The organism is Polaribacter huanghezhanensis, assembly GCF_030444335.1.
GTDB lineage: Bacteria > Bacteroidota > Bacteroidia > Flavobacteriales > Flavobacteriaceae > Polaribacter > Polaribacter huanghezhanensis.
Genome location: NZ_CP128595.1, coordinates 617,765 through 632,202, shown reverse-complemented (window position 1 = coordinate 632,202; position 14,438 = coordinate 617,765). Strand labels below are relative to the sequence as shown.

Annotated in this window: 14 protein-coding genes; all 14 read right to left on the bottom strand. The window is 31.5% G+C overall.

Annotation, left to right across the window (positions count from 1 at the left end; translation table 11 throughout):
* Positions 1 to 39 precede the first annotated feature (39 nt).
* Positions 40 to 666, bottom strand: a complete 627-nt coding sequence (locus KCTC32516_RS03085; protein ID WP_301401874.1) for a carbonic anhydrase — start codon at positions 664 to 666, stop codon at positions 40 to 42.
* 5 nt (positions 667 to 671) lie between these two features.
* Positions 672 to 2,528: a SulP family inorganic anion transporter gene (locus tag KCTC32516_RS03080; protein ID WP_301401873.1), complete on the bottom strand. Its 1,857-nt coding sequence runs from the start codon at positions 2,526 to 2,528 to the stop codon at positions 672 to 674.
* 113 nt (positions 2,529 to 2,641) lie between these two features.
* Positions 2,642 to 2,935 carry a hypothetical protein gene (locus KCTC32516_RS03075; protein WP_301401872.1) on the bottom strand — a complete coding sequence of 98 codons (294 nt, stop codon included), beginning with the start codon at positions 2,933 to 2,935 and terminating at the stop codon, positions 2,642 to 2,644.
* Positions 2,936 to 2,983: 48 nt separating this feature from the next.
* Positions 2,984 to 3,748, bottom strand: a complete 765-nt coding sequence (locus KCTC32516_RS03070) for a tetratricopeptide repeat protein (RefSeq protein WP_301401871.1) — start codon at positions 3,746 to 3,748, stop codon at positions 2,984 to 2,986.
* A gap of 4 nt (positions 3,749 to 3,752) precedes the next feature.
* Complete coding sequence (locus KCTC32516_RS03065) at positions 3,753 to 5,510, bottom strand: BatD family protein (protein WP_301401870.1); 1,758 nt, start codon at positions 5,508 to 5,510, stop codon at positions 3,753 to 3,755.
* Between the two features lie 49 nt (positions 5,511 to 5,559).
* Complete coding sequence (locus tag KCTC32516_RS03060; protein WP_301401869.1) at positions 5,560 to 6,396, bottom strand: tetratricopeptide repeat protein; 837 nt, start codon at positions 6,394 to 6,396, stop codon at positions 5,560 to 5,562.
* Positions 6,397 to 6,406: 10 nt separating this feature from the next.
* Positions 6,407 to 7,438 (bottom strand): VWA domain-containing protein, encoded by a 1,032-nt coding sequence (locus tag KCTC32516_RS03055; protein WP_301401868.1) that lies wholly within the window; start codon positions 7,436 to 7,438, stop codon positions 6,407 to 6,409.
* Positions 7,439 to 7,532: 94 nt separating this feature from the next.
* Complete coding sequence (locus KCTC32516_RS03050) at positions 7,533 to 8,540, bottom strand: vWA domain-containing protein (protein ID WP_301401867.1); 1,008 nt, start codon at positions 8,538 to 8,540, stop codon at positions 7,533 to 7,535.
* Positions 8,527 to 9,462, bottom strand: a complete 936-nt coding sequence (locus tag KCTC32516_RS03045) for a hypothetical protein (protein WP_301401866.1) — start codon at positions 9,460 to 9,462, stop codon at positions 8,527 to 8,529. Before KCTC32516_RS03045 ends, KCTC32516_RS03050 begins: the two co-directional genes overlap by 14 nt.
* Positions 9,463 to 9,539: 77 nt before the next feature.
* Positions 9,540 to 10,406 (bottom strand): DUF58 domain-containing protein, encoded by an 867-nt coding sequence (locus tag KCTC32516_RS03040; protein ID WP_301401865.1) that lies wholly within the window; start codon positions 10,404 to 10,406, stop codon positions 9,540 to 9,542.
* A gap of 104 nt (positions 10,407 to 10,510) precedes the next feature.
* Complete coding sequence (locus tag KCTC32516_RS03035) at positions 10,511 to 11,500, bottom strand: AAA family ATPase (protein WP_301402720.1); 990 nt, start codon at positions 11,498 to 11,500, stop codon at positions 10,511 to 10,513.
* Positions 11,501 to 11,629: 129 nt separating this feature from the next.
* Entirely contained in the window at positions 11,630 to 12,382 is a 753-nt protein-coding gene (locus tag KCTC32516_RS03030; RefSeq protein WP_301402719.1) for a UDP-2,3-diacylglucosamine diphosphatase, read from the bottom strand.
* A gap of 24 nt (positions 12,383 to 12,406) precedes the next feature.
* On the bottom strand, positions 12,407 to 14,008 hold the full coding sequence (locus KCTC32516_RS03025; RefSeq protein ID WP_301401864.1) for a S41 family peptidase: 1,602 nt from the start codon (positions 14,006 to 14,008) through the stop codon (positions 12,407 to 12,409).
* Positions 13,998 to 14,423, bottom strand: coding sequence for a deoxycytidylate deaminase (locus KCTC32516_RS03020; RefSeq protein ID WP_301401863.1), 426 nt, complete (start codon positions 14,421 to 14,423; stop codon positions 13,998 to 14,000). The genes KCTC32516_RS03025 and KCTC32516_RS03020 overlap by 11 nt, the downstream gene beginning before the upstream one ends.
* Positions 14,424 to 14,438 lie beyond the last annotated feature (15 nt).

Here is a 14,438-nt window from a genome sequence, read left to right as displayed (position 1 = left end):
TGCAATTGCAAGCCTTTTTTATTGAAAATATAAATCTGTTTAATCTAAATGATATATTTCTCTGATAGATTCTAGAATGTTATTAAAATCAATTTTTAAATCGATTAACTTTCCAGAATGAATATCAAAAACCCATCCATGAACTTTTAAATCTCTTTCTCTAATAGCTTTTTGAACCGCGGCTGTTTTAATTAAATTAATACATTGTTCTTGTACATTTAACTCTACAAGTTTATCGTATTTTTTATCTTCACTTGTAATTGCGTTAAGTTCTTCTCTATGAATTCTATATACATCTCTAATATTACGCAACCACGGATTTAGAATTCCTAAATCTTGAGATTGCATAGCGGCTTTAACACCACCACAAGCATAATGACCACAAACTACAATGTGTTTTACCTTTAAATGTACAACTGCATATTCTACCACAGACATTGCATTTAAGTCTGTTCCGGTAACCATATTTGCAATGTTTCTGTGCACAAAAACTTCTCCAGGGCCTAAGCCCATTAAATCTTCTGCGGTAACTCTACTGTCTGAACAGCCGATGTATAGAAATTCTGGATCTTGACCTTTTCCTAACTCATCAAAGTAGTTTGGGTTGGTTGTTATTTTATTTTTGATCCATTCTTTATTATTTTTAAATACGTTTTGTAAATTCATATTATTTATTTTTTTGATTGTTGTTGTTCTTTAATCCAATTTGTACAGTCTGAGAAAGACTTAAAAATGTGTTCTTTTGTTATCAGCTCAGGAATTATCCCAATTCTTTCCATCATGTATTTTGGTTGCTGTAGTAAGTTTACAAATAAAACTTGAATGTTTTTATTTCTTAACTCTTGAAGCACATCTTCCATCGCATATAAACCAGATTGATCCATATATTGCATTCTACCAAGTCTAATGATAACAGAAGAGGCATTTTCTGGAATTTGCTGTGCTAAGCTATGAAAATCGCTTGTTGTTCCAAAAAATAACGGTCCCTTTATGTGTTTGATAAAAACAGATTGTTTTAATTCTTCAGGAAAACCAGTTTCATCTTCCCAGTTTTTTTCTTTTTTTAACGATTTCACATCAGAGCGTTCTGCTGCTAAGTCACCAATTTTCTTCATAAACATTAACGAAGCAATTATCAGCCCGATTCCTACCGCATATACTAAGTTCCAAAATGTAGATAATAATAATACTACTAACATTATTAACACTTCCGAACTTAATTTAAATGGGCCAACTTTTATATCTCTAGGTAAACTAGGAATTGCTTTTAACCCTTTGTAATCCATCACGCCAATACCAACGGTAATTAAGATTCCTGCTAAAACTGCCGCCGGAATTTTAGATGCAATTGGCCCCAGGCCTAACAAAATGATTAATAACATAATTCCGGCTACCATTCCAGATAGTTTTGTTTTTCCTCCAGAATTAATGTTTACAACGGTTCTAATCGTTGCTCCAGCACCAGGAATCCCTCCAAAGACAGCTGCAATACTATTTCCAATTCCTTGTCCAATTAATTCTTTATTTGGTTTGTGTTTGGTTTTGGTCATATTGTCTGCTACAACACTTGTTAAAAGAGAATCAATTGCGCCTAATAACGCTAACGTTAGTGCGGTAAAGAAATATGGCGTTAAACTACCAAGACTAAATTCTGTAAATAAGGATAAATTTGGAATTGGAAATCCGCCAGGAATTGTTTCTATTGCTCTGTAATCTAAACCAAAACCAACTGCAACTCCAGACATTACAAGCAATGCCACTAAAGTACTTGGAACTTTTGTTGTTATTCGTTTAAAACCATATATAATAATGATGGTACCTAAAGCTAATAATAACTCTAAAATATTAATGTTTCTTAAAGCATTTGGTAATACTTTAATTGCTCCCAATACACCAGACGCTTCTTTAGATGCCAACGTTTCAGATTCTTTTAAGATATCACTTTGAGTAATTTTTTCTGCTCGGATAATTGTTTCTTTAAAATCTTCTAAGACTAAAATTCCTTCTCCTGCTTCTTTCTTTAAGATGTTTTCTAAAATTACTTCTTGTGCATGAGGCTTAAATTGATTCACAAAATTTACATCTTCCTTTGGGTAATACCCTAAAGAAGGTAAAATTTGAGTAATCAAAATAATCACTCCAATTGCAGTCATAAAACCAGAAACTACAGGGTACGGAATATATCGAATGTATTTTCCGATACCTAAGGCTCCTAAGCCAATTTGCATTAAACCAGCTAATAAAAAAACGGTTAAAATTGCTGGTAAAGCTTTAGAGATATCGCCATCATTTGTGGCAATAATTCCAGCAATAACCACCATACTTACAGCTGTCATTGGAGCTGTTGGACCAGAAATTTGTGTATTTGTTCCGCCAAAAAGGGCAGCGAAAAAAGATAAAAAGATAGCTCCGTATAATCCAGCACTTGGTCCAAGACCAGAACTAACTCCGAATGCTAATGCTAATGGTAAAGCAACAATTCCGGCTGTGATACCGCCAAAAAGATCGCCTTTAATATTTTTGAACATAATGTATGTATATTTTAACCTCTAAGATAAAATTTTGAGGTTATTTAATGATAAATTTTGTAAATTAATTTCTTACACTCTTGATAAAGATAGAGCGTTATTTTAAGTTGAAATTAAAAGTGCTCTGGAGGTGGAAAAACCAAGTTTAAATATGGTTTTGTATAATTTTTATTGGTGTGTGTTAATGCACTCACTTTTTTTGTAGAAGAAAAAACAAGATCACTAATGTTAAAAGGAGGTAATATAATTTTTACTTTTTCTAGTTGTTTGTTGTTAGATTCTTCTTCAGAACTTGAATAAATAAATGAAATATCAACAGAATTATCTACTAACGATATTACAGTTGGAGCTATAATAAATGTTAGAAATAGGATTGAAAAAAAAACGGCTATTCTGTTTTTGTACATTTTTATTCTTAATTATTGCAAATATAAGTTTTTCAACAAAAAAAGCAGCTATTTATCGGTTAACATTTTAAGATTATCTGCAGAAATCCAACCTATTTTACCGTCAGACAATTTTATTTTTTTCCAATTATCTACCGCATCTAAAACACGAACCTTTGTACCTTCATGCAACTCAAAAATTTCATCAGAATTTAGTATTGGTGCATTGTTTACAGTTGTTTTTGGAGAAAAAATAATGGCATATTTCGTATTCAATGCTTTTTGATATTGATGATACGTAATAAACACAGAAATTATCAGCAAGAAAAAAGACAACATGCTGGTTAAGAAATAAATTCTTTTTTTATTAGAAATCGTTGAAAAGTAAAAAAGCAAAAATAATATTGCGGCTAAAAACGAAAACACAATTGTGAACATTGCCCACTGGTTGTAAGTAAATTTTTGCAAATAATTGATTTCTAATCGTTGTAAAAAGGTTTTAGGAAGTTCTTCAATATTATCAATTGTCATTCTTCTTGCAAATCCTAAATTAGTTGCCGCATCTTTGTTTAATGGATTTAACATTAATGCTTTTTCGTAATTATAAATAGCGTGTGCGACCTTATTTAATTTATAATAAGAATTCCCTAAATTGTAATACAACGTTGAAGAAACGGAATCTTTTGCTTCTATTTCTTGATAGATTTTAATAGCTTCTTCAAACTTGCCATCTTTATACAAAAGGTTTGCATTATCAAACAACATTTTTGTACTTGTTTGTGCAACAAAAATTGTTGAAGACAGCATACATAAAAAGAAAAATAGTTTTTTCATCTGTTTATAATTGTTTGTCTAATGCGGTTATTACTTTTATCGATTTTTCAAAATCATCATTCATCATTACAACAGTTATTGGTGTGTAACGAGCAATATCACAATTATTCAATACTTCTATAAAATTGTTAATTGTAGCATCATCAATCTGTTTAGAATTTAAAATTTCGATGATATTGTCTCTGCTGATATCAGCCGTTTCTATTTGTAATTTTGCTTTTAAATAATTGTGCAACGCTTTTTCTAAAGCGATATAAAATTTATCTTTATTGCCTAATTGTTTTTTTGCTTCTGATAAATATTTTCTAGCCAATCGATCTGCTTTTCGCTGTTTTACACCAACAAGATCACTATTTCTTTTTGATGAAATATTGTAAATAACAATTCCAATCGGAATTGCAATTAACGGTAACAAAAGCAATATGTAAAAAAGATTGGAGGTAAAGAAATCTTCTTTTTTTGATGGAGAAAAAACACTTTTTGTTTGAATGTATCTAAAATTAGCTCCAGTGATTGCAACATCTTTTTTAATAACATTGTTTGTTGTACTAACTACCTTTTTTCCTTCTAAAACATGTACAAACAAGTCTTCAGTTGTAATGGTTTTGTATTTTTTTTCTGATGGATTAAAATAAGAAAACGATACTTTCGGAATTTTGTATTTTCCTTTAAATTGCGGAACAACGGTGTATAAATCATAGACAGAACCTTGAATTCCGTTCAACGTTGTTCTAATTGCTTCCTTGTGTTCTGGAGTGTAAATCTCTAACTCTTTTGGCGTTTCAATTTGTGGAAGTTCAAATAATTTTAAATTTCCTTTTCCGCTAACAGCAACTTTTATTTGCGAAGATTCGTTTGCTTTTAAATCATTTTTACTAGAAGTAATGCTAAAATCAAAATCTCCAACAGCGCCATTAAAGTTTCCAGGTTTATTTTTTAGCGGCAATTGTTTTACGCTAATATCTCTTTTTGGTGATGAAAATACTTTGGTAATATTTCTTGTAATTGCATTTCCAAAGAAATCTCCTCTTCCGGTTGGCACACCAATTAAAATATCCATTTTCATGGGTTCAATCACTAATTTTCCAGATTTAGTCGGAATCAACAAGGCTTTTTTTAAGACTACATAACGATAATTTTCTCCGTTATAGATGCCGTTTTTAATCTGTAAATTATTAATCTTTATATCTTGATTCCAAAAACCATTGTATTGTGGTGTGTCGGTAACAGAAAAATCTTTAACACTAATATTTTCGCTTACATACAATTTGTATTCTACATAAATCCCTTCTCCAACATAAGGTTTCGTTTTAGAAACTTCGGCAACCAAATGCACATTTTGTTGCGCAATATAATTTGGATCATTCGGATTTGGAGGAATATCTACTGCTTTTAGAATATTGATTTTTACCGAATTCGACGTCAGTGTTTTTCCGTTTAACTGAATTGTTGCTCCAGAAATTGAAAATGTACCAATTGCTTTTGGTTCAAGAACATAGGTGTACGATTGCGAAAAACTTACGCTGCCGTTTATCCAAGATTGATTTACAGATTGACTTGGGCCAGCAACAACTTTAAAATTTTTAAAACTTGGAGGTGTAAAATTATCTCCGCCTTGTTTGTTGATAGAGAATTCAATTCTAAAGCGCTCATTTACCCCTAATTTACTTTTGCTTACAGTGGTTTTAAAATCTGTTTGAGCAAAAATAGATTGAGCAATAAAACTCAGGAATAAAAATATGTAAATGCTTTTGTTTTTCATTTTTTGATTGTCAAAAATAATATCTTTTTAGAAAAATTAAAACAGAAAATTACCAATCTTTTTCTTGTTTAACTTTCGTCCCTTTGGTTTTTTGAACATTCATTTTCTTTTGGGTTTTCTTTTCCTCGTTGTTTAAACTTTCTAGTAATTGTTTAATTTGCTGAGGTGTCATAGTCCCTTTTTGTGGCTTTTGTTTTTGCGGATTCTTTTTTTGATCGTTCGGGTTTTTCTTTTGTTTTTGATCCTTGTCTTTATCTCCGTCTTTCTTGTCGTTCTGTTTGTCGTCTTTTTTATCTTGTTTCTTTTTATCTCCTTTGTCGTCGTTTTTCTCTTTGTCGCCTTTTTTATCTTTATTCTCCTTTTTGTCTTTGTTGTCTTTTTTCTTGTCGTCCTTTTTATCTTTATTTTTGTCTTTTTTATCCTTCTCTTTTTTTAATAGCTTTTTAGCAACGGCTAAATTGTAACGAGTTTCATCATCATTCGGGTTATTTCTTAACGCATTTTTATACGCATCAACAGCTTGTTGGTATTGCTTTTGCTTCATCGCAGCATTACCAATATTATGAAATGAGGCTGCTTTTGTAAATTTATCTTCTGCACTTTTTGCAGAAACCTCGTATTGCGGAACAGCTTCTTTATAGTTTTTTTGTTGATACAAAGCGTTTCCTAAATTGTAACTTGCTTTTTTATAGGTTGCACTTTTTTCTAATGCTTTTTTAAATAAAACACTAGCGTCTGTGTATTTTTCTTGCTGATACAATTCGTTTCCTTCTCTTAATAAACTTCTTGCTTCTCTTTTTAAAACGATAGAATCTTTAACTTCTTGAGCGTTTAAGAATGCTGTAAAAAACAGCAGAAACAATAAAAATGAATAAGATGTTTTCATAGTTTTGTATTTAGTGCTCATTAAATAAATCGATTTTTTTAACCCATTTCGTTTTCTTGTCTAAAAAGAAAACATCAATTAATAAAAAGAAAATTCCCAATCCAATAAACCATTGAAACTGATCTTTATAATCTGAAAACTGTTTGGTTTCGAATTCACTTTTTTGCGCATTAGCAATCAGTTTTTCAATAAAATCCACAGGTTTTTCAGTTTTATTTCCGTCAATATATTTTCCGCCAGCAGCATTTGCAATTGTTTCTAACATCTCTGGTTTTCTTTTGCTAATTACCGTTTCCCCTTTGTATTTTTTATACCCAATTAAAGAACCGCTTATTTTCATCGGTATTGGTCCACCTTTTTCTGTTCCAACACCAATTGTATAAACTTTAATGCCTTCTTTAGACATGTTTTGCGCTACTTGTTTGGTGTCTTCTTGATGATCTTCTCCATCAGAAAGAATAATTAAAAAACGATTGGTTTGTTCATCATTATTATAATAGGTTTTTGCCAAATTTAATGCTTCGTTGATGGCTGTTCCTTGACTCGAAACCATATCTGGACTTGCATTTTGTAAAAACATTTTTGCCGCTGCATGATCTGTTGTTATTGGTAAAAGCGGATACGAGTTTCCTGCATAAATAATAATTCCAACTCTATCGCTTCCTAATTTGTCAATAATTTTAGAAATAATTTGCTTTGCTTTCTCTAGCCTGTTTGGCGCAATATCTTCTGTCAACATACTTTTAGAAACATCCAACGCAAAAACAACATCTACACCTTCTCTTTTTACCGTTTTTAACTTGGTTCCCATTTTAGGGTTTACCAAAGAAATCACTAAAAACCCAATTCCAATGATTAAAAAAATCATTTTTAAAACGGATTTAAAAGTGGAGGTGTTTGGGGCTAGTTTTTCTAATAAAAGACTATCAGTAAATCTTTTTTGAGTTCTTTTTTTCCACCAAAAAGCCAATAGAAATAGTACAATTATTACAGGAATAATTGCTAAATAATAAAAATATGTTGGTTCTTCTATTTGATACATTCTTTTCTTTAGTTATAAAGTTATAAAGTGAAAGGTTAAAAAGTTGAACATATAACTTTACAACTTTATTACATTCATACTTTATGAACTTATTTTAAATAAAACTTTTAAACAGTGTTTTTTTCAACAGATATTCTAATACTAATAATCCTAATGCTATAAGCACTAAACTTCTATACAATTCTTGATAATTATAATATTTAAATTCTTCTATTTTTGTTTTTTCTAACTTGTTAATTTCGTCGTAAATAGCTTTTAATTCTATGTTGTCTGTTGCTCTAAAATATTTTCCTTCTGTTTGATTTGCAATATATTTTAACAAATCTTCATCAATTTCTACTTGTTGTTTTCTAAAAATTAATTTTCCTGTTCTTGGATCTTTAAATGCAGGAAAATCTGCCATTCCGTTTGTTCCAATTCCGATGGTATATACTTTTATAGAAAGTTCTTTTGCCAATTCTGTTGCTGTCTTTGGGTCGATAAATCCAGAATTATTTACTCCGTCTGTCAATAAAATAATGACTTTGCTCTTGGCTTTACTTTCTTTCAATCTGTTTACAGCAGAACCTAATCCCATTCCAATTGCAGTTCCGCCTTCTAATTGTCCCCATTTAATTTCAGAAATGGTTCTTTTTACAATTCCTTTATCGCTTGTAATTGGAGTTTGTGTAAAACTCTCTCCTGCATACAAAACAATTCCGATTCTGTCATTTGGTCTTTGGTTTACAAAATCTATAGCTACTTTTTTTAGAGCTTCTAATCTGTTTGGCTTTAAATCTCTGGCCAACATACTTGCAGAAACATCAATTGCCATAACAATATCAATTCCTCTATTGCTTTTTGTTTTTTTACTTACAGCAACGTTTCTTGGTCTTGCCAATGCTAAAATTAGAAGACACAAAGCACTAATTCTTAAAATAAATAAAAGAGGTTTTAGTTTTGAAACGATAGATTGCTCCGCTTTAAATCCTTTTAAACTTGGTATTGTTAATGTTGCTGCACTTTTTTTACGAACTAAAACGCGCCAAAGAATTACAAACGGAATTATCGCAAACAACCAGAAAAATTCTGGACTATGAAACTCAAAATTATTCCAGTTCATTTTCTTCGGTTTTAGTTTCAGGAATTTCTATTGTTTCTGGTTTTAACTCAGTTACAACCTCTTCAGCATCTTTTCTATGTGCTTCAATTTCCTCAGACATTGGTTTCGATTTTGCAAACTTTACCAAATCGGCTTCTCTTAATAAATCTCTTAATTTTTTAATGTTTTCTTTTGTTGTAGAAATTGATTTTGAATCGCTAAAATCGGTTAAGGTTTCTATCAATTCATCTGTGGTAGATTCTAACGCTGGCACTTTTAATTCGCGCTCAATAAAGCCTCTCACAATTTCTGTTAACTCACTATAATATTCTTTAACTAAGTTGTTTTGCCACAATAATTTTTCATCCAATTCATGTAATTTCTGAATTGCTTCTTCAAAAGGTGGTAAAGCAGGAATTATTTCTTCTTCAACAACTTCTTTTTTCTTTCTTAGGATGAAATATAAAATCAATCCGATGATAATGAATGCCATTAAAACATACCATAAATAGGGTTTAAAATCATCAAATTGATACGGTTCTTTTTGAATTGATTTTATTGGAAATACAGGTTGTTTAACCGTGTCTGTTACAACAGAAGCAACTTTTATCAACAAAGAATCTGTTAAAAATAATTTCTGACGGATAAATATTTGTTGTTGCGGAATGTAATAGGCGCCGCTATCAAAACTTGTTAAAATGTATTTTTTTATCAATTGATTTTTTAACGTATCAACTTTTTTGTCTTCAATAATTTCTAAACCAGTTAACTTTTCTAGTTTAGGAATGATGACATTTGCCGTATCGTTAACCGTTATTTTAAACTCAAATTGCTCACCAATTCTAATGTTGGTTGTGTCAATTTCTGCTTTTACAACAGGTGTAACCTGCGCAAATGTTGCAATTGAAAATAATAATAATATGTAAAATAATTTTTGTTTCATTATCGTTTTGTCTGGTCGAGCGGAGTCGAGACCTTATTAACCTCTCGACTCCGCTCGAGGAGACATTTTTTTATTGTTTATCCTTTGTGTTTAAAATAGCCTAATAATTTTTTTACATAATCGCCATCTACACGAGTTGTAATTGTTCCTGCTCCAGATTTGCTAAATGTTTTTGTGTAATAATCTTGTAAACGCAAGGCATTTGCTTTGTAATTTGTTCTGATGCTTTTAGCACTTGTATTGACCAATTGCACGTTGCCAGTTTCTGCATCTTGCATAGGTACAATTCCTAAATTCGGAATTTCTTCATCGTGTTTGTCAAAAATTTTGATTCCTGTAACATCGTGTTTTCTTCCCGCAATTTTTAATGTTTGTTCGTAATCATCATCCATAAAATCTGATAATAAAAAAACAATTGCTTTCTTTTTTAGCACGTTTGATAAAAATTTTAACGCTTCGTTGATGTTCGTTTGTTTGCTTTTTGGTTTAAACTCAATCAATTCTCGGATGATTCTTAACACATGACTTTTTCCTTTTTTTGGCGGAATGTATAATTCTACTTGATCAGAAAATAGCATCAATCCAACTTTATCGTTGTTTTGAATAGCAGAGAAAGCCAAAGTTGCGGCAATTTCTGTTGCCGTATCTCTTTTAAATTGCTGATTTGTACCAAAGTATTCCGAGCCAGAAACATCAACCATTAATAGCATGGTTAATTCTCGTTCTTCTTCAAAAACTTTTACATAAGGTTCGTTGTAGCGTGCAGTAACATTCCAATCGATGGCTCTAATATCATCACCATATTGATATTGACGCACTTCAGAAAACGTCATACCACGACCTTTGAAAGTAGAATGATATTCGCCACCAAAAATATCATCAGACAAACGACGTGTCTTGATTTCTATTTTTCGTACTTTTTTAAGTATTTCTTTTGTATCCATTTTTCAATTCTCAGGGAACAATTATCAATAATCAGTCAACAATAACCAGTTAACAATCATCAATTCAAACTTTTGATAATTGTTAATTGAACAATGATAATTGTCTATGGTACTTCAACTTCGTTAATAATGCTGTTTATAATGTCTTCTGAAGTGATGTTTTCAGCTTCAGCTTCGTAAGTAATTCCGATTCTATGACGCAGCACATCGTGTACAACAGCTCTAACATCTTCAGGAATGACATAGCCTCTTCGTTTTATAAAAGCATAACATTTTGCAGCTTTTGCCAAGTTGATACTTCCACGAGGTGAAGCTCCAAAACTAATTAATGAGTTTAAATTAGGTAAGTTATATTTATCTGGATAACGCGTTGCAAAAATGATATCTAGAATGTATTTTTCAATTTTTTCATCCATATACACTTCATTTACAACTTCACGAGCTTTTAAGATTTGCGCTACAGAAACTACAGGATTCACAGTGATATAATCGTTGTTTAAATTCTGACGCATAATGGTTTGCTCATCCGAAATTTTTGGATAATCAATCACTACTTTTAACATAAAACGGTCAACTTGTGCTTCTGGTAAAGGATAGGTTCCTTCTTGTTCTACCGGATTTTGCGTTGCCATTACTAAAAAAGGTTCGTCTAATTTAAACGTAGTATCGCCAATTGTAATTTGGCGTTCTTGCATGGCTTCTAACAAAGCAGATTGCACTTTTGCTGGCGCTCTGTTAATCTCATCCGCCAACACAAAATTTGCAAAAATTGGACCTTTTTTAATCATGAAATCATTTTCTTTCATGTTGTAAATCATGGTTCCAACAACATCCGCAGGCAATAAATCTGGAGTAAACTGAACTCTACTAAAAGAAGCTTGAATCGCTTTAGATAATGTGTTAATTGCTAATGTTTTTGCCAAACCAGGAACTCCTTCAAGAAGAATATGCCCGTTTCCTAACAAACCAATTAACAATCGTTCAATCATGTCTTTTTGCCCGACAATAACTTTGTTCATTTCTAAGGTTAAAATGTCTATAAAGGCACTTTCTCTTTCAATCTTTTCATTGATTGCTCTTACATCTACATTCATTTGTTGTTCTATCATTTTAGGATTTTTGGTGTGATAAAAATTTGTTGAAAACAAAGCTACAATAATAGCGATTTTTTTCTTGTTAAAAGAATGCTAAAGGTTTGGTTAAAGTATTGTGAAATGGAACTTTTAATACTTTTTTAAGGATAATTCTTCCTCTTCAAAAACACCATAGGTAAAATGACCAATCCAATCGCCTAAATTTATGTATTTGCTGTTTTCTGTTAACTGAATATCTAAAGGCAAATGTCTGTGTCCAAATACAAAATAATCGTAATGTTTGGTTTCTAATTTGCGGTTGCAATATTGTGCCAGCCATTCGTTTTCTTCGCCTAAAAAAACGGCATCTTCTTCGCCAGAAATTAGTTTGTTTTTAACAGACATGTATTGTCCTAATTTCATTCCTACATCTGGATGTAACCATTTAAAAATCCATTGAAACAACGGAAAAGTAAATACTTTTTTCATGCGTTTATAGCCTTTGTCTCCAGGACCTAATCCATCGCCATGACCAATAAATAAAGAAGTGTTGTTAAAAGTGAATTCTTGTGGTTTGTGATACACAGGAATGTTCAATTCTTTTTCAAAGTAATCTTTCATCCATAAATCGTGGTTTCCTACAAAAAAGTAAATCGGAATTCCGCTGTCTTTTATTTCTGCTAATTTTCCTAAAACTCTTACAAATCCTTTTGGAACAACCGTTTTATATTCGAACCAAAAATCAAATAAATCACCCAGTAAAAAAATAGCTGCGGCATCTTCTTTTACTTCGTTTAACCACGCAACAAATTTTTGTTCTCTAGGGAAGCTAGCTTCTGCAGTTGGAGCTCCTAAATGCTGATCGGAAGCGAAGTAAATTTTTTTATTGTTTGGAATCTTGATATTCATTGTCACAAAGTAACGGCATTAATTATTACTTTCCAACTCTAAAACTTTTTGCAGCATTTTATCGTCAGCTTGTATGACTCTGTAAAAACCATCATCGCCATAAATTTGACTTGCAATAGTAGCTTTTAAATATTCTTTTAAAGTTTTTTCCACCTTTTTTGATGGCTTAAATCGCTTTGCATAACGTCTTTTAGAATCTTTTAAAGTGGTGTTGATGCTTTTCAAATATTCCTTATACGATTTGTTGATGTCATAATTTTTGAGAAAACTATCTAAACTATTTTTTGATAATTCTTTTCTGTTGGCATCCACCAAATCAAAAGCAAAATTCTGAATGGTATTAAAATAGAAATTATTTAAATAGGATGTTGTATCAACAGCAACAAAAACGTCGGGAATAATTCCGCCGCCGCCATAAACAACTTTCCCTTTTGGCGTTGTAAATTGTAAAGAATCAACTACTTTAATGCTGTCTCTATTTAATAATTCTCCGCTTTTAATTCTGTTATTAATATCTCGAGAATATTTTGCTCCTTTTCCTTTTTCATATGGTTTTTGAATGGATCTCCCAGTTGGCGTATAATAACGCGCAATAGTTAAACGAACAGCAGAACCATCGCCTAAATCTAATTCTTCTTGCACCAAACCTTTTCCGAAAGAACGTCTTCCAATAGTTGTTCCGCGATCGTTATCTTGCAAAGCACCAGCAACAATCTCTGAAGCTGAAGCAGAATTTTGATCGATTAAAATATACAATCCGCCATTTTCAAAAGCACCACGATTTGTAGCATACGATTCGTCAACAGTTCCTTTATTGTCTTTGGTAAAAACAATGAGTTTTCCGTCTTCTAAAAATTCATCCACAATTTTGGTTGCAATATCTACATATCCGCCGCCATTTCCTCTAAGATCTAAGACCAAATCGGTCATTCCTTTTTCTTGGAGTTTTGTTAAGGCAGTTTTAAATTCGCTGTAAGATGTTCTGGCAAAACGTTCTAATTTGATGTAACCGATAGAATCGTTTATCATATACGAAACATCGACACTTTTTATGGCAACTTTTCCTCTTTTTAGAGAAATGGTAAACAAAGAGTCGGTAGATTTTCTATAGACTTGTAAATTAATAGTTGTGTTTGATTTGCCTTTTAAAAATTTTGGAATTGCATTGCTAGAATAATTTTTACCAAATAACGTGTCTTTATCTGCCATTAAAATTCGGTCTCCAGCTTTAATTCCCGCTTTAATACTTGGCCCGCCTTTTATAGGTTGAATTACCGTAATAGAATCTTTTATCATTCTAAACTGAACGCCAATTCCCACAAAATTACCTTGCATGTTTTCGGTAATTGCTTGCAAGTTTTCTTTTGGAATGTACACAGAATGCGGATCTAATTTTCCTAAGATTTGTGTAATTGCGCCGTCCAATAAATTTTCTGTATTTACGCTATCAACATAATCTCTTTGGATGTAGTCCATTAAGCGTTTTATTTTTGCTTCGTTCGAAGATTTTTTTGCAAATAAATTTCTAGAAGAATTTCCTCCATTAAAAAAACTTCCTATTAAAACGCCAAATACAATTGCAAAAGCAAAATAGATTGGTAAATAATTTTTATTCTTCATGTGTTAAATGCATTAGTTCTACACCTGCTTTTTTTAAGAATTGCAAACCAGTATCATCTTTATAAGCATTTGCATATACCACTCTTTTTATTCCTGCTTGATGAATTAATTTACTACATTCTTTACAAGGCGACATCGTGATGTATAACGTTGCATCTTTACAAGATTGTGTAGAAGAAGCAACTTTTAAGATGGCATTTGCTTCTGCATGCAACACATACCATTTTGTGTAATTTTCTTCGTCTTCGCAAAAGTTTTCAAAACCAGTTGGAGTTCCGTTAAATCCGTCAGAAATAATCATTCTGTCTTTTACAATCAAAGCGCCCACTTGTTTGCGTTCGCAGTGCGATAATTTTGCCCATTCTTGAGCCATTTTCAGATAAGCAGTATCGTATTTGTGTTGCTTTTTATTCATGTAGCAAAAGTAGTT